The 19849-nt window shown below is 51.4% G+C and carries 20 protein-coding genes; 7 read left to right on the top strand and 13 right to left on the bottom strand.

The genetic code is table 11. The features are described from left to right. Positions 1 to 164: 164 nt before the first annotated feature. The 3 genes from AADEFJLK_RS04385 (at position 165) to AADEFJLK_RS04395 (ending at position 2600) form a co-directional block, all read left to right on the top strand. The gene (locus AADEFJLK_RS04385; protein ID WP_103973414.1) at positions 165 to 734 is read left to right on the top strand and encodes an ANTAR domain-containing response regulator; all 570 of its coding nucleotides are present in this window, start codon (positions 165 to 167) and stop codon (positions 732 to 734) included. 35 nt (positions 735 to 769) lie between these two features. Continuing rightward, the gene (locus AADEFJLK_RS04390; RefSeq protein ID WP_103973415.1) at positions 770 to 1690 is read left to right on the top strand and encodes a GAF domain-containing protein; all 921 of its coding nucleotides are present in this window, start codon (positions 770 to 772) and stop codon (positions 1688 to 1690) included. 163 nt (positions 1691 to 1853) lie between these two features. After that, on the top strand, positions 1854 to 2600 hold the full coding sequence (locus AADEFJLK_RS04395) for an RDD family protein (protein ID WP_103973416.1): 747 nt from the start codon (positions 1854 to 1856) through the stop codon (positions 2598 to 2600). A gap of 13 nt (positions 2601 to 2613) precedes the next feature. On the opposite strand, the gene AADEFJLK_RS04400 is transcribed toward AADEFJLK_RS04395, so the two are convergent. Further along, positions 2614 to 2874, bottom strand: a complete 261-nt coding sequence (locus AADEFJLK_RS04400; protein ID WP_103973614.1) for a hypothetical protein — start codon at positions 2872 to 2874, stop codon at positions 2614 to 2616. Between the two features lie 290 nt (positions 2875 to 3164). Here AADEFJLK_RS04400 and AADEFJLK_RS04405 point away from each other — a divergent pair, with 290 nt between their 5' ends. Both AADEFJLK_RS04405 and AADEFJLK_RS04410 read left to right on the top strand, forming a co-directional pair. Further along, positions 3165 to 4148, top strand: coding sequence for an acetylxylan esterase (locus AADEFJLK_RS04405; RefSeq protein WP_103973417.1), 984 nt, complete (start codon positions 3165 to 3167; stop codon positions 4146 to 4148). Positions 4149 to 4190: 42 nt separating this feature from the next. Continuing rightward, positions 4191 to 4919 (top strand): esterase family protein, encoded by a 729-nt coding sequence (locus tag AADEFJLK_RS04410; protein WP_103973418.1) that lies wholly within the window; start codon positions 4191 to 4193, stop codon positions 4917 to 4919. An 84-nt stretch (positions 4920 to 5003) separates the two neighbouring features. Here the strand turns inward: AADEFJLK_RS04410 and AADEFJLK_RS04415 are convergent, their stop codons facing one another. Further along, positions 5004 to 5441 carry an Hsp20/alpha crystallin family protein gene (locus tag AADEFJLK_RS04415; RefSeq protein ID WP_088618501.1) on the bottom strand — a complete coding sequence of 146 codons (438 nt, stop codon included), beginning with the start codon at positions 5439 to 5441 and terminating at the stop codon, positions 5004 to 5006. 373 nt (positions 5442 to 5814) lie between these two features. Here AADEFJLK_RS04415 and AADEFJLK_RS04420 point away from each other — a divergent pair, with 373 nt between their 5' ends. Then, entirely contained in the window at positions 5815 to 6903 is a 1089-nt protein-coding gene (locus AADEFJLK_RS04420; RefSeq protein WP_088618502.1) for an MBL fold metallo-hydrolase, read from the top strand. A 96-nt stretch (positions 6904 to 6999) separates the two neighbouring features. Continuing rightward, positions 7000 to 8715, top strand: a complete 1716-nt coding sequence (locus tag AADEFJLK_RS04425) for a SulP family inorganic anion transporter (protein WP_103973419.1) — start codon at positions 7000 to 7002, stop codon at positions 8713 to 8715. Between the two features lie 39 nt (positions 8716 to 8754). Here the strand turns inward: AADEFJLK_RS04425 and AADEFJLK_RS04430 are convergent, their stop codons facing one another. From AADEFJLK_RS04430 to AADEFJLK_RS04480, 11 genes are all read right to left on the bottom strand, one after another. Beyond that, the gene (locus AADEFJLK_RS04430; RefSeq protein ID WP_103973420.1) at positions 8755 to 9747 is read right to left on the bottom strand and encodes a radical SAM protein; all 993 of its coding nucleotides are present in this window, start codon (positions 9745 to 9747) and stop codon (positions 8755 to 8757) included. Between the two features lie 90 nt (positions 9748 to 9837). Beyond that, positions 9838 to 11063 (bottom strand): IS3 family transposase gene (locus tag AADEFJLK_RS04435; protein ID WP_428839017.1). Its coding sequence is split into 2 segments (ribosomal slippage): positions 9838 to 10787 and positions 10787 to 11063, totalling 1227 coding nucleotides; the frame shifts between segments, so codons are not numbered across the junction. Positions 11064 to 11113: 50 nt separating this feature from the next. Next, entirely contained in the window at positions 11114 to 12916 is a 1803-nt protein-coding gene (locus AADEFJLK_RS04440; protein WP_103973421.1) for a glycosyltransferase, read from the bottom strand. A 22-nt stretch (positions 12917 to 12938) separates the two neighbouring features. Continuing rightward, complete coding sequence (locus AADEFJLK_RS04445; RefSeq protein ID WP_103973422.1) at positions 12939 to 14672, bottom strand: ABC transporter ATP-binding protein; 1734 nt, start codon at positions 14670 to 14672, stop codon at positions 12939 to 12941. Then, positions 14654 to 15796 (bottom strand): nucleotidyltransferase domain-containing protein, encoded by a 1143-nt coding sequence (locus AADEFJLK_RS04450; protein WP_103973423.1) that lies wholly within the window; start codon positions 15794 to 15796, stop codon positions 14654 to 14656. The genes AADEFJLK_RS04445 and AADEFJLK_RS04450 overlap by 19 nt, the downstream gene beginning before the upstream one ends. Further along, complete coding sequence (locus AADEFJLK_RS04455) at positions 15797 to 16510, bottom strand: glycosyltransferase family 2 protein (RefSeq protein ID WP_088618507.1); 714 nt, start codon at positions 16508 to 16510, stop codon at positions 15797 to 15799. It lies immediately after the preceding gene. Continuing rightward, complete coding sequence (locus AADEFJLK_RS04460) at positions 16503 to 17243, bottom strand: glycosyltransferase (RefSeq protein ID WP_103973424.1); 741 nt, start codon at positions 17241 to 17243, stop codon at positions 16503 to 16505. The genes AADEFJLK_RS04455 and AADEFJLK_RS04460 overlap by 8 nt, the downstream gene beginning before the upstream one ends. A 14-nt stretch (positions 17244 to 17257) precedes the next feature. Continuing rightward, complete coding sequence (locus AADEFJLK_RS04465) at positions 17258 to 17719, bottom strand: PqqD family protein (protein ID WP_088618509.1); 462 nt, start codon at positions 17717 to 17719, stop codon at positions 17258 to 17260. Between the two features lie 572 nt (positions 17720 to 18291). After that, positions 18292 to 19134, bottom strand: a complete 843-nt coding sequence (gene metF / locus AADEFJLK_RS04470; protein WP_103973425.1) for a methylenetetrahydrofolate reductase [NAD(P)H] — start codon at positions 19132 to 19134, stop codon at positions 18292 to 18294. A 112-nt stretch (positions 19135 to 19246) separates the two neighbouring features. Next, positions 19247 to 19654, bottom strand: coding sequence for a type II toxin-antitoxin system VapC family toxin (gene vapC, locus AADEFJLK_RS04475; RefSeq protein ID WP_249027986.1), 408 nt, complete (start codon positions 19652 to 19654; stop codon positions 19247 to 19249). Then, positions 19654 to 19849 (bottom strand): type II toxin-antitoxin system VapB family antitoxin (locus AADEFJLK_RS04480; protein ID WP_103973615.1); only part of this gene is annotated, 196 nt, incomplete at its 5' end. The genes vapC and AADEFJLK_RS04480, both read right to left, overlap by 1 nt.

Raw genomic sequence — 19849 nt, forward strand, 5'->3', positions numbered from 1 at the left:
AACGCTGCCGCCGCCCTTAAAATACCGCCACCCGCCATAAAGCCTGTATGGTATGTTACTTGCTGGATTTGAGTAGCGGCCAGAGTTGTGTTTTGAACGCCCCCACCGTTGGTAAACCAACGCTTTTACCCGACCCCATACCCTAAGCATACGATACGCCCATTATGTTAAATGTGTTATTGATGGACAGCGACTGCGACAACGCCTTGTTAGAAGCCAACCTTGGCCTACTGGGATTTAACTGCTTAAGGATCCGCTACGGTGCCCAGTTTTTGGCCTTAAGCAAAGACATCAAGCCCGATGTTATTATTTTTAACTTGCACACACCCTCAGAAAACCTTTTGGCCGACCTGCACCAGCTCAACCAGCACACCCCCCTACCCGTGGTGATGTTTGCCACAGACGGGCATATCGACACCATTAACCAAGCCATTAAAGCCGACATCAGCGCCTACATCGTCGACGGTTTTGCCGGTGGCCGCCTCGCCAGCATCATCTATGTCGCGCTCGCCCGCTTCCGCCACCAGCAAACCCTAAAAACCGCCTTAGAAGAAGCCCGCGTCCAACTGGAAGACCGCAAGCTAATTGACCGCGCCAAAGCCATTTTGATACAAACCCAAAACTTTACCGAAAATGAAGCTTATCATACGCTCAGAAAACTGGCGATGGACCGCAACATCACCCTCGGCGAAATGGCGAAAAATGTCATTGCCATGGCGGCATTGCTTAAATAAACCGTAGTGTTACTAAGACTTCTTAAAAAAATCCCATGAAAACGTTTATCAAGGTTACAGAAATTTGGATTCCAGACCGGCAACGCACCCAGTTGGAATTCGGCTCCGGCTTATACGGGGCATTAAGCGAATTTAAGGCCGCCAGCGAACAACAACATTTTGCCTACGACGAAGGCCTACCCGGCAAAGCCTGGTCGCAAGGCCACCCTGTCATGCTGACCACCTTTGAACACTCTTACTTTAAACGCACCGCAGCCGCCCAAAAAGCCGGGCTGACTTGCGGCATCGCCATCCCCATTTTTTCCGGCGACTTCCTGCTTGCCGTCGTCATGTTCTTATGTGGCGACGACGAAGACCACGCCGGGGCGATTGAAGTATGGAGCAATGCCGCCAACCCCGACAGCCTCAGCGTCATAGACGGCTATTACGGCACCTTGCAACATTTTGAGCAATTGTCCAGGCAACTTGCCATGGCCAAAGGCGAAGGCATACCCGGACAAGTTTGGGCTTCGGGTATGCCGGTACTGATCGAAGACATCGGCCAACCGGCTATTTTCGTACGCGGAGTCGAAGCGCAAAAAGCCGGCATCACCACTTGCTTAGGCATCCCCATCGCTGACCACGGCCAGCAAACCTATCTGATGACCTTCCTTTCTGCTAAAGCCACCCCGCTCGCCAAGCGCATCCAAATCTGGATACCCGATGCCCAAGGCAAGCACCTGATTTGCCAACAAGGCTACAGCAAAACCAATAACGAGCTGGCACAAATTTTTGAGACTATCACCATCAGCAAAGGCGAAGGTGCCTTAGGCCGGGTCTGGCTAACCGGTATGCCCGTCATCACCGGCGACCATGAGGCCGAATACAACCCAGAATTGGATAACCTCAGCGCTATGCTGGCAATTCCGGTCATTGAAAGCGGAAAATTAAAAGCGATTGTCACTTTTTTGTTTTAAAACGGCTTGTTATCAGGCGACAACTTGAAAGCCAAGAAAATTAACCATCCTAAGCCCAAGCACTGACTACCCAAGCAGTAAACTGACCACTATAATTAAACATGTTGCCCGATTGGCGGGCTAAGCCATCAGGCAAGTTAAACATTATGAGGGGAAAGTTGACATGCTGCTGACTAGGCTCAGAAGATTATGGCGAAGATTCTGCAACAGCGATGTGTATGACCGCTATGCAGCCCAAACCACCGGGCAGCTGCTGGAGTCCCGCGAGCAGTTTTTAGACCAGCACCGCCAAGGCGTAATGGTCGATTTAACTGCCGAAGCCCTATTACAAAAAGTTCTGATTACCGAAAGGAATGTGGGGCCGATTATCGGTTGCTTAGCCCCTTACGAAGCGCGTAATATCGCCAAGCTCATTGATTGGGGCATCGTCTGGCTGTTGTTTTATGCGTGTGCCGCCCTAAAAAACCACTTGGCTCCCACAACTGTCGGTTTTGACCCGCAGGCCTACCTCTTACCTATGGCGTATTTCCTGTTCGCCGATGCCCTACCCAATGGGCAAAGCGTAGGCAAGCGGCTGCTCGGCATAGCGGTCATCCACGAAATCACCCGCCAACCCTGCGGCTTCTTCAGGGCGGCGGGCAGAAACCTGTCATGGCTGCTGCTCACCACAGTGTGTTCGCTCATCCTCGGCCCCCATTCCTACTTAGCTCTGTACATCGACATAGCCTTCGCCGCCGGCCCCAGACACAGGCGGCTGGGCGACCTGCTCGCCGCAACGGCGGTGATCAAAGTCGGCACACCCTGCAAATGGCCCTATTACCTGATTATCCTAACCTTCTGGGCAGGCGTACTCAGTTGGTTGGCTTTTGCTTTTGTCGTTGGCATCCAAGGCTGGCAAACCATCAGGTAAGACCACCTGCCCCCTAATGCTGTTGCTGCCGCCAACGGTAATACGTCTGCCCGTCGTCGCATAGCCAACTGACATGCCCGGTGCCTTGCCCGCCCGTTTGCAAAACACAGTGGTGCTCGGCCTTAAATTGTTGCCAATGCCCATCATCCACTTCGACACTGGTGTATAAACCGTATAATTTGACTAACGCCAAGGCCAGCCCCACCGCCAGCAAAGCCCCAAACGGGTTTTGGCGTATAAAGGTAATGGCCGGGCGGACGCTAAACTCAGGCATGATCATCCTCCAAGGTTTTTACGCCCCACTATACACCCGAAACAACCTTTCTGATACCCGCCAAACACCCGCACTTACCCGCCCGCCTTCAGGTTTGTACCCACCTGCCGCCTTTGGCAAAAAATTCTTGCCCTCCCTATACTATTCGTAGCGTTTGCCGCTATCATAAGTTACCGCGTCCTTTTACCCGCGCGGCAAGCCCTAAACTCTTTTTTGTCCCCGTCAATATTACTGTCATGGACACAATGGTATAACAAGAACTATAAGCAGAAAAATAATTGAGGAAGTGCATGTCAGACGATAGTTGTAATATTATTAATAAAAACGGATACGGATTCGATCCCAGCTATGGCTATTCTTTAGAACAATTATTAAATGTTGGCAGCCCCAAGCCCCCGAAGGACTTTCTGGCGTTCTGGCAGCAGCGTTACCAACAGGCGTTACGGATAGCACCCTTGCCAAAAATCACCTTTATCAGCACCGACAAATCCGGTTGGCAAATCTTCCACATCAGCTACACCTCCACCGACCAGCGTCGGATCCGTTGCTGGCTGATGCTGCCCACGCACGGCGTGGTCAAGCGCGGTTTTGTCATAGGGCATGGTTACGGGGGGCGTACCGCGCCGGATTTTCACCTGCCGTTTCAGGACGCGGCCTTGCTGTTCCCCTGCTTTCGTGGCCTGGGCCTAAGCCACGAAGCGGATATATCACCCGACCCGTTCTGGCATGTCCGCCACCATATCGAAGATGCCGACCAGTATGTGCTGGGCGGTTGTGTAGAAGATCTCTGGCTGGCGACCAGCACCCTCCTCAACCTATTTCCGTATTTAAGCGGCCATTTAGGCTATCTGGGCATCAGTTTCGCCGGAGGCATAGGGGCACTGGCTTTAGCCGTGGAACAACGTATCGCCAGGGCGCATTTCAACGTGCCGACCTTTGGCAACCAGCCCCTGCGCCTGCGCCTGCCCTCGCAAGGCAGCGCCAGCAGTGTCCAGCAATATTATTGCGGGCATAAAAAACAGACGTTGAAAGTGTTGCGCTACTACGACGCGGCCACCGCCGCCCAGCATATTACCCTGCCCGTGCATTGCGCCTGCGCCACCTTTGACCCTTGCGTAGCGCCGCCTGGACAATTTGCTATTTACAATGCCTTACCCGGAGAAAAACAGTTATTTGTCTTAGAGGCCGGACATTATAACTACCCAAACCAAGCCCAACAGCAAGATCAGCTAATTAATGAGCTGGCGGCTTTTTTTGCACCACTAGCAAAATAACCCTTACACCTATAACCCACACAAGCAATCAGGAGTTGTGCGATGAACCGCGAATATCACAAATGGTGGAGTGATAATTTACAACGCGATATGGAATTACTGATTTTCGGCCATGCAGGCGCGAAAGTGCTGGTATTTCCCACCCGTGACGGACGGTTTGACGAATATGAAAGGCTGGGCATGGTCAAGGCGCTAAAACACAAGATAGATGAAGGCTGGCTGCAACTGTACTGCATTGATGCCGTTTATGCGGAAACCTTTTATTGCTGGTGGGCGCACCCCTCAGGCCGTATCCAACGGCATATTGCTTATGAAGATTATGTGATAAAAGAAGTGCTGCCGTTTATGGACAGCCTAAACCCGCACGAATGCACCATTTCGCACGGCCTAAGCCTAGGCGCGTTTCATGCCGCCAACACTGCCTTCCGGCATCCGCACTTATTTAAAAAACTGGTGGCGTTTTCAGGCCGTTACGACCTGACCTTAAATGTTGAATATTTCAATGACTTGCTGGACGGCTTTTACAATGAAGACGTGTACTACCACACCCCCTCACATTTTTTGCCCAATCTGGAAAGTGATGATGTGTTAAGCAAACTGAAAGAAATGGATATTATCTTGGTCATCGGCAATGAAGATCCGTTTTTGGAGAATAACCAACAGCTTAGCACAACCTTAGCACACAAGGGCATCCGCCATCAGCTCATTTTATGGAATGAACGGGCGCATAGCGGCTATTACTGGCGGCGTATGGCACCGTTATATATTTAAGACAGCCAGCCTTTCAGGCCACCAAAACCTGAAAGGCCGACTTCACAAGCACCTAACTAAGGCAAACGCCCCACAATAAAGGCGTTATTCCTCCGTCGCCACATTGATCTTTTTCGGCTGTACGGCGGCGCGTTTGGGGATAACGATTTCCAGTACACCATGCTTGGACTTGGCGCTGATAGCCTCGGCATCGGCGGTGTCCGGTAAGCTGAAGCGGCGGTAAAAGCTGCCAAAAGAACGCTCGACCCGCTTATAGCCTTCCTGCTCGGTGGTGGCTTCGGTCTTTTTCTCACCCTTCACCGTCAACACCCCATTCTCCATGCTGATGTCGATCGCTTCGGGTTTAACGCCCGGAATATCGGCATGTAAAATAAATTTATCGCTTTCTTCTTTAATATCCACTGCGGGCGCCCACTCCGCCGTGGCAATCGAACCTTCACCGACACTGCTTTGATAACCGCGCTCCAGCTCTTTTTGCAATTGGTTTAATAAGCCCCAGGGCTGATAACGGACAATAGCCATAATAACCTCCAATCTATTCAGTGATAATAACCTTACAATGAAAAAGTTTATTGGGTACCCGATGACGATATAAGGTAGGCTAATAGGGTTTTCAATAGGGCCGAAATAATTTTTTTTCTAAGGCTTGAGGTTTATCCGGCCTAACGACCACCGATTGTTTCAATTATATTTCATATTAATTTTATGAAACATCAATCTGTTTCATAATAAACAAAAATGAAACACTACTAAGCTACTAAATCTGATAAAAATATTATTATAACAATAAGTTATAATAATGGCATAAGCATTGCTATCCACAAGATATAACCATAACAATACAAAAATCCTGCACAACAGGCATCCCTCCCCATTAAACACACGAGGCCGCACCATGTTATTTAAACAACTCTTCGATACCGAAACGTGGACTTACACTTATCTGATTGCCGACCCTATCAGCAAAGATGCCGTGTTTATCGATCCCGTCAACACCCATATCGACGATTACATCAGCTTATTGGCGACGCACGGCTTGCAGTTGAAATACACGTTTGAAACCCATGTCCATGCCGACCACATCACCGCAGGCGGTTTGTTACGCCAACGCTTAGGCACACCCACCGCCGTTAGCGAACTGTGCGGGGCGACCACCGCCGACATCCAAATCCAAGATGGCGACGTGTTTGCCTTTGGCGACAACGAACAGATCAAAGTCATTGCCACTCCAGGCCATACCCCCGGCAGCTTATCGTTTTTATGGCGTGACCGCTTATTTACCGGCGACTCCTTATTGATTGGCGGCTGTGGCCGTACCGATTTCCAAGGCGGCAATGCCGGGGCTTTATACGACTGCATCAACCAACGCCTGTTCACCTTAGCCGACGAAACCTTGGTCTACCCTGGCCATGACTACCAAGGCCGCTGGGTCAGCAGCATTGGCCAAGAACGCACCACTAACCCGCGCCTGGCAGGCAAAACCCGCGAGCAGTTTATCGACATTATGGCGAATTTGGACTTGCCCAAGCCCCGCCTGATCGACGAGGCCGTACCCGCCAACCGCTATTGCGGCTTGGATGAAAAAGAACGCCAAGATGCGGTGGCGGTACGCGAACACAACACCCCAGCCAGACAAACGGGCACTGTCCAAGATTGGGTCGCCCAAGCCAAGCAGCAGATTACTGAAGTCACCGTCGACACCGCCAAAAAACTGCTGGCCGAAGGCAATGTGGTGTTAGTCGACACCCGCGAAGAAAGCGAATATGCCGCCGGACATATTGATACGGCACTCCTGCTGCCGCGCGGCGTATTGGAATTTAAGATCGGTGGCATTCCCGAACTGGCCGACCACAGCAAAGCGGTGCTGATTTATTGCCGCACGGGCGGACGCTCGGCCTTAGCGGCACAAAGTATGCAGCAATTGGGTTATAAAAATGTGTTGTCTATGGCGGGCGGCTTTGAAGCTTGGCAAAAAAGTGCCTAAATACGCCATAAAGCCAGCAGCCAATTCTTGGAGACCGCGATAATGCCACCTTATTTATCTTTTCTTTATCTAAAGCTTAATAACCGGAACCAAGACATGCACGCTGAACGGGCTGCATTGGCAGCGTTTTTCCCCATTGTGGACTGGCTAAAAAACTACCGCCGCGAAGATATTAGCGATGATGTCTTTGCAGGTGTCATCACCGCGATTTTGTTAGTGCCGCAAGGCATCGCCTACGCATTACTGGCAGGTTTGCCGCCGCAATTGGGCTTGTACGCCAGCATATTACCGCCCATCGTTTATGCCCTGTTGGGCACTAGCCGCACCTTATCGGTAGGGCCTGTGTCGGTGGCCGCCATTATGATCGCCAGCGCCTTAACCGCCCCCGAAATCAGCGCCTTGGGCAACCCTATCCAAAGCGGCCTGATTTTATCGGCGGAAATCGGCGCGATTATGCTGGCGATGGCGATGTTGCGCATGGGCGGCTTGGTGAATTTCATCAGCCACCCAGTCTTGGCGGGCTTTACCAGCGGCGCGGCCTTGCTGATTATCGTCAACCAATTGCCGCAAGTCTTCGGCGTAAAAATGCCCACCTGCGCACTGGATTTGGGCTGTTACGCCCAAGCGGTGGGCAGCTTTTCCGCGCCGACCCTAGCCATCAGTTTAGGTTCTTTGGCGTTGTTAATTTTTTTCGGCTCGCCCCTCACCCGCTTACTGAAAAAATTGCGCGTTAACCTCTCGGCGATTACTGCTATCAGCAAATGCGGGCCGCTGTTAACCGTCATCCTGTCCACCCTAGCCGTCAGTTACGCGGATTTTGGCGGCAACCCGGTGGCGATTGTCGGCCCTTTACCGTCAGGCTTCCCCAGCCCGCATTTTACTAGCGCCCATCTGGAAACCTGGCGGCTGTTACTGCCGTATGCGGGGTTTATTGGCCTGATCTCTTATGTCGAAAGCGTCGCCATCGCCAAAGTCACCGCCAATTTAAGGGGCGAAAAAATTGCCCCTAACCAAGAGCTGATTGCCTTGGGCAGTGCCAACTTAACTGCCTTCCTGTTCGGGGGAATGCCCGTAGCGGGCGGCTTTAGCCGGACGATGGTCAACTTTTCGGCGGGCGCACGCACCCAAATGGCGATGATTATTGCCGCCACCTTGCTGGGCCTATCGGTGATTTTTTTAAGCGCGTCGTTTGCCAATATCCCCAAAGCGGCTCTGGCGGCGATTATCTTGGTCGCTATCTTCCGCTTGGTGCGCATTAAGCACATACTCCATACTTGGCGCTACGACGGCGGCGACGGCATGGCGGAATTGGCGACCTTGTTAGGCGTACTGGTGTTCGGCATCGAGCAAGGCATCACCTTAGGGATTATCCTGACCATCGCCAGCCATTTGCGCAAAACCAGCCAACCGCATATCGCCGTGGTTGGCCGAGTACCCGACACCGAGCATTTCCGTAACATCAAACGCCATAGCGTCGAAACTTGGCATCATTTGTTACTGGTGCGCATAGACGAAAGCATCACCTTCGCCAATGTCAGCTATATTGAAGATTATCTGGCCGGGGAATTGAAACGCCAACCCAACACCCGCCATATCGTGCTGATTTTGAGCGCGGTCAATGACATTGATGCCACCGCCTTAGACGCGCTGGAACTGTTTAACCAAGGCCTGCAAGCGGCGGGGAAAACCCTGAACTTGTCGGAAGCCCAAGACAAAGTCATGGATAAGCTGGAAAAAACCGACTTTTTTGAGCAATTGCAGCCGGGCAAAGTATTCGCCAGAACCGAGGATGCCGTTAAAGCCTTGGGCTAGGCCAAATCACCAACATAGCCTATTGGGTCGGCATCCCCATTATAAAACGCTAAACTGCCCAAGCAGTTGCTTGTAATCGTCAGCAATCGGATGGCCTGCCTCAGATTGCCCTAACCTATGCCTGTCCAGCAGTCCGTCAGCCGAAACTTGGTGTTCGGCTGACCATTGCTTAGGCCTAACCAATTGATGCGGACGCACCTTACCATCAGTACCGAGGCAATGGCTACAAGACTGTAACGGCTCCGAACTGGTCAAATAACGGTACAGCTCTTCTACAAAGGCTGGTGAGTCGGTCAATTTGATGCCGTCTTGAGCCAGCCTTTCCATAGGCAGATGGCGTAGCTGCGGAATATAAATGCTTTGCGGACATTTATAAAAATACCCTTCATGGACGGAATGGCAACCCCAGACATGCGCCAGTTTACAGCTTTTATAAACCCGCCGCGCCAAAGCCTGATCCTCGTAACCGGCGGTGGCAAAAGTCGCCCGGAATTGGTCAAAATAATACACGCGCAAGCGCACCCCATATTTTATCGCCTGCTGTTTGGCCGCTGCCAGCACATTTTCGGGCAAGCGTGAATCTGGATACACCGATATTTCTAACTCATTAATCAGCGTCCAAACGGCTTCCGGCATACGCGGCAATAACAGGCCGTTAGTTACTAACAGAATATAACCGCAGATGCCACTGCTGCGGATGGCTTGCAGTACCGCAGGCAAATCGGGGTGAAGCAAAGGTTCACCCCCTAACACTTTTACAAAACGGGGGCTATAGAATTTAGCCAGCAGTGAAAAATCCCGCAACACAGTAGCCGGATCAGCCACTTTCTTTTTCACACCCGGAGACGCGTGGTTACAATCCAAACAGGTCAGGTTACAATGGTCAACAACGTTTAATTCACAGCCATTTTGTGGCTGTAGCTTGCCGTTGACTAAGGTGACAGATGATGTCGCGGACAGGCCAATTGTCGGGCCGGCAACGGCATCAGGCCGGGCAAAGCGGGATATAAGCCGCTGCTTTATATTCAACATAAGATTCTTTGCTTTTAGTCGCCGTTATTATTGGGTAAAACGGCGACACGCTTAAGTGGCCCCCATTGTCCAGACAATATTTAGCCTAGTTTAAGATAGTGTCATTGCCATTGCAGCGGATTGGCGCTGCCCCGTTTCTCCGTTTGAAGCATTTCGTTTATCGCTAAAATGATCTGCTATTTTTGCCCCGCCGCCGACCGCCGTCCGATAGACTTCATCGGGCGTTTTATAGCCCAGTGATTGATGGTAACGTCCGCTGTTGTAGAAAACAAAATAGTCGGCCAGCCCTGATAGCAATTCCGGCAAATGGGCGTAACCTTTCAGATAAACATCCTCATGCTTGACGCTCCGCCACAGCCGTTCGACAAAAATATTGTCCAATGCCCTGCCGCGTCCGTCCATGCTGATTGTGATGCCGTTGTCCTTGAGTACGGCTATCCATTTGTCGCTGGTGAACTGCGCCCCTTGGTCGGTGTTGAAGATTTCGGGTATCCCGTAGAGCCTGAGCGCAGTTGCCAAGCAATCCACGCAAAAGCCGACATCCATCGTGTTCGACACTTCCCAAGCCAAAACCTTACGGCTGTACCAGTCGATGACCGCCACCAGGTAGACAAAACCGTGCGCCAGCCGGATATAGGTTATGTCCGTACTCCAAACGTGGTTAGGGCGGACAATGCCCAAGCCCCTGAGCAAATACGGGTAAACCGCGTGCGCCGGGTGGCTTTTGCTGGTGTTGGGGCCGGGTGCCATCCCTGCCAAGCCCAGGATGTGCATCAGGCGCTGCACGCGCTTGCGGTTGACGCAATGGCCTTCGGCGCGTAGCCAAGCCACCATTTTCCGGCTGCCGTAAAAGGGGCGGCGGGTGTATTCCTCGTCCAACAAGCGCAGCAACATCAGTTCGAACCCGTCCACCCTTTCCGCTTTACCCGCATACACGGTCGACCGGGCGATGCCCGCCAAACGGCATTGGGCTGTTACTGGCAACTGCCCGTCATTGGGGGCAACCCACGCTTGCCGCAGGCTTAAGGGTTGATCCCGGACTTTTTTTTCAGCCAGTCCAACTCCATGTTGAGCTGTCCTATCTTGGCGTACAGGCGTTCGGGGTCGCTTTGCGGGTCAACCGCCTTCGGGCCGCGCTTCGTCTCAAACAGTTGCCCGGCATTCTCCAGCAAGGCTTTTTTCCAGAGGCCGACTTGCGTCGGATGGGCACCGTGTTCTTGGGCTATCTCATTGGCCGTCTTTGTACCTTTGACCGCCTCCAACGCCACCTTCGCCTTTTGTGCGCCGGTCATCAATTTACGCTTTTTCTCACTCATTTTCGTCCACCTGTTTTATGATGGACACCATCTTAAATTATTGTCTGTTTTTATGGGTCCACTATACGCTGCCTGTCCAAAGCTTTTTTAAAGACCCGCAAGGTATTCAGTTCGACTAGGGATTTGCCCGCTGTCATATTTTGCCCATGCCGACGCACATGCAGCGTCACCGCTTCGGGACGGGCAATGGCCAATGCACAGGCACTGGCGCGGTTAAACCAGTCGGTATCCTCGGCAAAACGCAACTCGCTATCAAACAAACCCACACGGGTAAAGGCGCTGCGCCGATATAAGCCCGCGCCAATATAAAAGCGGAATGCTTCGCCGGGATTACCGACCATATCATAACCGTTGTGTTCAGCATTATGCACCAGCAATTGTGCCCGGCCATGGACAGCATCCAATGCCGGATCGTTAAGCAAAACTTCCGCCAGCATCAGCAAATTGCCTTCCGGCCACAGATCATCCACATCCAAAAAAGCGATAAAATCACCTGACGCATCCTTAATGCCGCGATTACGCGCCGCCGCCGCCCCAGCATTTTCCTGCCGGAAAAACCGGACATCCACGGGCAATTGCGCCACAACGGCTTCAATATCATCGGTAGAACCATCATCAACGACAATAATCTCCAAGGTCGGATAGTGTTGCGCCAAGACATTGGCTATCGCTTCAGGCAAAAAGCTGGCCCCGTTATAAACAGGGATAATGACGCTCAGCAAGGGCTTAGTAAATTCAACGGCAGAACTTTCCACAGCGGCCAACTTTGCGATGTCCACCGCACCCGTTTGCAACAAATGGCTGATTGCCGCCGGAACGGCACTGATGTCACTGCCTAAAGCCATACCCAAACAAGGCACATTGTTCAGTAACGTATCGATAAATTCATAGGTTTTACGCCCGGCATAAGGCAATTGCGACAGCGTGGTGAACGCAGCGGCACTGCGCAATGCCAATTTGGCTATAGGCTGGAAACGGGTTTCGGCAATACTGCCAAAATGCGGGGCAACAACCGTTTTTAGCGGCAAAGACAGGCGGATTTGCCCCTGATAAGCCGGCCACAATTGCAAGACAGCTTTTTCCCTATCGAGATGGCGAGTATTGGTAAGCGATGCCGCCAAACCCGGAAACTGCCGCAACTGCTCAGGCACCAGCTTAGCGGTGGCATAAAGGCTGTAGACCCGTGGCTCCGGGTTCAGCCCGACCACCAGATAATCATCGGCAAGATAATGCAATCCGGCGGCCAAGCCTGCCAAAGCCGTTGTCGATTTGCCGACCCCACCCTTGCCGGTGATCAGCAACGCGCCATTCTCATCACCTAAGGCGGCGGCATGTAACAACTGGTGGCCGCACTGCGCCATCCACCAATGGAATAAGGTGCGTAACGGCGAAGCATCGCACCAATAAGGTAAGGCCGCAGGGTCTTGTACCCAATAAATGGCATGGCTGCTGGTCAAATCCATCAGATTAACCGAACACTCAATCCAATGGAAAGCCGTACGGATACGCGGGCTGTTCATGCCCCAAATATCACCACGATCGGTAAAACACTGTTGGGGAAACGGTGGCGGCGGCATTGCTATGTGCGTCGAAGTGCTGTCCCAAATATGAAACGTCATATCCGGCCCGCGTATCGGCGTGACTTCCAAATGCGCCAAGGCCGCGCCAAAATGCCCCAACAAGGCTTCGCCTGCATAGACTAGGCGAATTAGCGTCCCGGCTAACTGCAAATGGCGGATAACAACACCCGTCTGCGCCTCGGCACGCATGGCACAGTCCATAACTTGATCAAAAAATGCTATCTGGGCGGCTTCAGAAAAAGCCGGGGTATCGGAAAGGTGTGCGTGGTCCATGAAGATAATTGCTTAAGCTGAGTCAAAGAGGGTTTGTTTTTTGCACCCGCTCCAAACGGCCTTGGTGCAAACGGTATACCTGATCGGCGCAGGCAACCACGTCAGGATCATGGCTGACGATAAGAATCGTCGGATGGTAAGGCGCGTTGACCAGCCCTGCCATTAATTGGGCAATCGCCCCGACATCCAGATGATTAGTGGGTTCATCGAGAATCAACAGCGCAGGCTCGGCCAATAAAGCGCTGGCAATGCCCAGCCGCTGCCGCTCGCCGCCTGACAATAACATGCCGCCTTCGCCAATTTCGGTCGCATACCCATCCGGTAACGCATTAATGAACGTCTCCGCCAACGCCAACCGGGCAGCGGCGGCGACTTGCGCCATGCTGGCCTCAGGTCGGCCATAACACAGGTTTTCCAATATCGTGCCGGAAAAAATCCCCGGTTGCTGCATCACCACCCCCATAGCCTTCCGTAAACCCGCCATATCAAGGTCATCGTAAGCAACGCCGCTGGCATAGAGCTGACCCTGCTGGGGCTTACAAAAACCGACCAGCAAATTGAGCAGCGTGGTTTTACCTGTACCGTTCGCACCGACAATCGCAATTTTACTACCCGCCGGAATCTCCAAATCCACAGACCGCAACACCGTATGGCTACCGTAAGCAAAGGTCACGCCCCGCAAAGACAAACTGCCGTCAAACGCCAGCAGACGCTGGCCTTGATACGGCTCTATTTCGCCTTCATGCAGCACACCGTATAGCTTTATTAAGGCCTCATTGCCCGTGATCAGTTCGGGTAAACCGCCGATCACATTATCGGCTTGACCGTTCAGCAAACCGGCGGCGACATAGAACGTCAGCAAATCGCCTAAACTCATTGTGCCTTGGGCGACGCTTACCCCGCCCGCCACCATAATCATAATGCCCGCGAATCCGGTCAAATTACGCTGTATTTGTCCATGCCACGCGTAACTCATCGCCATACGCTTACCCGTGCCGCTCAGTTCGTCAAGACATTGCCGCTGACTCTCCTGCTCTTGGCCGACACAGGCTTTCAGGCGGATCATATCCATATACCTCAAAGCAAAACGCGTCCGCTTACTGAACAGCTCAAATGCCGACTGAAACAACTGCACATCCCGTTTCACGGACAGGCCGACCCGCCGCGAAGCCCACAGCAAGACTGGCAAGACCAGCACCGCCAACGCCACCAGTTGCCAATTCAATATCAGCAATACACACAGCAACACCAACCCGGTCGCCACCGCCGGCAACATACCCGATAACAAGCGGTTGCTCAGGTTATCAAAACGCTCACTGTCCAAAACAATACGGCTATGTAACTGGTCAATATCGGCATGGCTAATAGTCTCCCGCGACAAAACTGCCAGCCTGGCCAACACATCACGCCGCAATTGGCCGACGACCTCTTTAATAATCCCCAGGATAAAGTGCCGCAACCACAAGCCGACGGCACTGTGCAGCAAACGCATGACCACCACGCCCAAACCTAGCCATAGCAAGCCGGACACATTACCCTGCGGCAAAGCGTGGTCGAACAACTGCCGGATCATAAACAGAATAGGTATGACCATTAACGATTGCAAAGCAGCGGCCAAAGCGTAGGCCAGCAACTGCCGCCAACAATGCCGATAGTAATGGCGGAACAAGCCTAGCGCATTCTTATCGAACAGATTAAAGCGCTGCCAGTGTTGATGCAGCCATATCCGCACGGCACTCAAACTAGCCGCCGCCATAGCCCGGCCAATACCGTGGGCAGGATTTCCAACCGTCCCCGCAAGCGCCAACGATAGCGCAGATAATGGGAATAGCCATTCAAAAACGGCAACAGGCTATCCGTATCCGCCAGACCGCAATATTCGGCAAAAATCACCCATTGTTTCGTCAAAGGATGTTCATACCAACGCCCCCGTTCGCTGAGAATGACCCCATTTTCGATACGTTCGCGCCAACTACGCCGCAGAGGATTATGTAAACGCCCAACCACGGCTTCGGGCAGTTCCAAGGCGAAATGTTCCGACAAATAACCTAAGCCCAACGCCAAACGCTGGCTCAGACGCTGGGCATCAGCAAAAGCGAACAAACGCTGCCAATCCACATCGCCCCCGCGTTGCTTTAAAATCATCAATGCGTCGGGAATCCAGCGTATCGGCGTTTCCTCATTCCACCGCATACCATGTAAAATCGTATGCGCCAGCAAAGCGGTCGGCGCCAATTGCCAAACCATGACCCCTTGAAAATCCAAAGTCTCGACATCTTCCCAAAACCAAGTATCGGCGGCGGCGTTCAGTCCGTCCCGCGAAATATGAAAATGCACATCCAAACGCTGATTAAGGTTACGCACACAGCCGATGGCATGTTGATAACGCAGATCATCCGCTGAAGGGTCCGGCCCCGTATCCCAGCCTATTTCCCGCAATAACGCCAAAGCCTTCGGTAACTGCCCGATACGGACAGCCAGGTCAATATCGGACATAGGGCGCAAAGCGTAATTGCCATAATACGTTAACGCCAAGGGTGCGCCTTTCAGCAACAGCAAATCCACTCCGCCTTGCTGAAGATGCTGCACTAACGGCAACACATCAAAAAATAACTGCTGGTTTTCACACCAAAACCGTCGGTACACCCCTTTTAACCTGCCCATCAAAGGGTCTTTTGCCCCTAGCCGCAGTAAATTATGATAAACCAACGGCAACAACCGCAATACCGGATAACCCAGTTCAGCATCCAAATCAATGCCCGCCCGCCAATCACAAAATGCCCGGATGGCCTTATCATCAGCAAGCAACGCGGCTTGCAGCAAATGCAATTGTTCCGCAGAAGGCCATAAATGCACAGAATGTCGCAGTTGCACTGACATTTAAGCCTCCGTTGAGGCTTGCAGACCGGGATCGGCCCGCCGCCTAGCCATAGCCGCATGTAAGATATGCAGATAATCGCGTTGTAAGCACTGGGTTTTCCTGACCGTATTCACCGTATGGATACGTCGGCGCAACACTACCGAACCGACTTGCCCAAAGGCAATATGCCGCTCCTGCGCCCGCGCAATCCAGTCCATCGTTTCTCCTACTTGCCACTCGCCATTAAATCCGCCTACCCGTGTAAACACTGACTGCCGCACCAAGAGTCCCCCCGCTAAACGCCCGGATTGGATACCCGGCAATTCCGCCAATTGCTGTTGCTCGGCAACGGATAACTCCGGGCTGACAAACGCCTCAATCAACCCGAACACCCCGTCCAAAGCGGGCGTGTCGGCAAATGCCGCTAGCCGGGCAGACAAACTGTCCGTCGGCCAGTAATCATCGGCATCCAGAAAAGCAATAAAGTCACCCTGCGCCTGTTGTACCCCTGCGTTACGGCTGGCAGCGATACCCTGATGGCTATGGCGGATACAGGTGACGATACCGCCATAACCCTCAGCGATCTCGGCACTGGTATCGGTCGAGCCATCATCAATCACCAACACTTCATAAGGCAATACTTGCTGCGCCAATAAACTGTCCAAAGCTTCAGGCAAATAAGCGGCGGTGTTGTAACACGGCACAATCACACTGACACGGGGTGGTTTATTCATCAATAGCCTTTCCTGTCCGTTTACGCTGAATAGAACGGCGTAAGGCGCGTAATAGCAAATGGTTAATATCAGGGTTCAGTAATGAACTGTTCCGGTCATGGACACGTTTGCGCACCAGCACCTCCGGCAACATCATCGGCGTAAATCCCGCATCTAACGTCCGCGCAAACCAATCACTGTCTTCCCCTACCGCAAAACTGGCATCAAAACCGCCTACGCTCATAAACAGCTCCCGCCGCGCCACCAACGCCTCCATAATCCAACCGGGCCGCGCCGCCACCAATAGCTCCTGCCGAAAACCTTCCGGCACGGCACTACCCGAATGCAGAAAATGCTCGACCAAACCTAAGCTATAGGCAAATTGCGGATGAGCTTGCAAGGCAGCAAGCTGACGATCCAATTTATGGGGCATCCACTCATCATCATGGGAGATAAAGGCGATAAAGTCACCCTGCGCTTGGGCAATGCCTTCGTTATAGGCATTGGGTATGCCGTGGGAGATTTGCGGGCAGATCCGCACTTTCGGAAATTGCTGGGCGATACTGACCGTCGCATCGTCAGAACCGCCATCAATAACCAGTATCTCAAGGGGTTGAAGGTCAGACAGATAGATGCTGCGTAAGGCATCAGCGATAAAATCAGCCCCATTACGGACAATTAAAATGACGCTGACGGCGGGTGTGTTCTCGCTCTCAGAGACAGAAGCAGGCTCTGCTAATGGGACACTGGACATGATGAAGTTAAGGCTTACTCAGCGGGGCGGGAAGGTTTGGCGACAGGCCAACCCTGCTCGGCAATGTCGTGGATAGGATCTAACAACAGCAAATCCTGCATATCCGAAAAAACCTCCAATACCGGAGGCGAGGTAAACTTATCAAGCAAGGGCTGCCCCATGATCTGGTCAGCAGCCCAAGTATTCGGCCCTTGGGCCACCATAGCCTGTGACACCAGATCATTATCAAGCAAACTTTTGATAAACAAAAGACTTTGCCCAATCATTGACGGTATGTCGCCATTATAGACATCAGTCAGCAACGCGAGCATTTCATCTTGGCTACAGCCCTTTTCCAGTGCCGACCACAGAAAAACCCCCGTATCGCGCACACTGTAATAATTACCTGATTTAAGATTCATGATGACCAGTTCGCCATCAATTAACTCACTGACAATATAAGGGCTGTTAACCTTGAATATACCTTTCTGTTCCATGATGTAAACTTCGCAAAAATTAAGAAATAGGCTTTTTAAAGCTAAGCCTTAGCTAACTTGAAACTGCGTAGCTTTTGTTAACAAGCTATAACATTACAAAACACATGACATTGTTCAAGCCGTGCCTTCGTGTCCCTTGGGGAAATGACGCTTTTGTAACTAGGAATTTCAAGATGAATGGATTGCTATACTGTCCTAATAGGCCATTAAAGTCCAGCATCACAAAGACAAAAACCACCATTAAGCACCATAGCCCACTATCCGCGAAGGCAGATACTTATTAATGGTATTTATAATCAACAATTTAAAAATACCATTTAAACTATACTGTTATCTGTTGATGATAACACTCTGCGGCAGAAGATACCTCTATTTGCCTTTTCCGGGAATAACAGCATAACTCAGGTGATTTTTCGAAGCAGGACAGCCGCAACAATAGCCGATTATTTTTCAGACCTGTTGATGCTGATAGGTGATGGCAGGCAAGCAGAAGCACTTTGCCTGCCTTAAACAATAAAGTGGTTTTCTATACCGGATGACTAGATGCCGAGCTTGCCCAGCGATTAAGCCTACTAACGGAGCCCGTCCAATATCGCCAAAGTCAACGCCGATTGGTTCATGGTGTAAAAATGCAGCCCCGGTGCACCATTATCCAGCAAGCGTTGGCATAATTCCGTCACCAACTCCAAACCGAACGCCTGTACCGAAGCGCGGTCATCACCGTAGCTCTCCAGCTTTTTCCGCATCCAACGCGGAATGTCCGCCCCGCACATTTCCGAAAACCGGAACAACTGGGTATATTGGCTAATCGGCATAATGCCCGGCACAATAGGAATATCAATGCCGTGCTTGGCGCAATTATCAATAAAATAAAAATACGCTTCGGCATTATAAAAATACTGGGTAATGGCGGCATTCGCCCCCGCTTCCACCTTACGCTTAAAATTCTTAAAATCTTCCGTGGCATTCAGTGCCTGTGGATGCACTTCAGGATAAGCGGCGACATGGATTTGGAAATGGTCGCCCGTCTCCTCACGGATAAAGCCGACCAACTCATTGGCATAACGGAACTCGCCCGCCGACATCATGCCTGACGGCAAATCACCGCGCAGGGCAACAATCTTACTGATGCCGTTATCCTGATAATCTTGCAAAATAGTGCGGATACTGTGCTTGGTCGAGGCGACACACGACAAATGCGGTGCCGCCGCTATGCCCTTGGTCTGAATATCGACCACCGTATCAAAAGTCTTATCACGGGTCGAACCGCCCGCCCCAAACGTCACCGAGAAAAAATCCGGCTGACGTTCCGCCAATTGGCTCTGCACCAACTGTAAACTGGCCGTCCCTTCGTGGGTTTTTGGCGGGTAAAACTCAAAACTGAACAACTGCGGATGGTGTTTTTGTGTGTGCATGTTATATCCGTGGCTAAACTGAGTGTTTAGGATGGGGGAAGGATCTGCCCCGATTGAAACAAGTCCAAAGAAAATTTACCTGCGCATCCAAAACAAGCAGGTTTTATCGGCACTAATTGACAATCAATTTATATAGCTTAATTGGCAAGTGCTTTTGATAATTATAAAAATCTTTATCGGTAGTATAAATTTGCATTTGCAAGCGTACTGCAACGGCACAAATTAAAAAATCAACAGATGAACCTTGAACACCATTTTTTCGGCAAATATTAGCAAACATTGCCGCTTGAATATAATCCGCGTCTATCACCCGAACATTTTCAAAGCCGCTCAATTTATTTTTTAACGCTTCAAACTTATTAAGGTCACTATATCCCGACAAGATTTCTTGCCGTATAGCCCCTATAAGAGCAACACGCCGCTCTATAATTAGCCTCTTAAAGCTTTCTATATAGTTTTCAAAATCAGCATTATTAGACCTAAAAGCATAAGACCAAATAGGCGTATCAACCAATACCATCAAGGCTTACGCCCCTGTTTATAATCATAATCAGGATCTGGATCAAATTTACCAAATGATTCGATGACCTCAAGCTGCTTACGGCTATTGATAAATTCACGCAAAGCCGCATTGACCGTTTCTTTTTTGCTTTTAAGCCCGCTGAACTGTAAGGCTTCGTTAAGCAATTCGCTATCTATGACAAGATGGGTATTC

The sequence above is a fragment of the Methylovulum psychrotolerans genome, from assembly GCF_002923755.1.
Classification (GTDB): Bacteria; Pseudomonadota; Gammaproteobacteria; order Methylococcales; family Methylomonadaceae; genus Methylovulum; species Methylovulum psychrotolerans.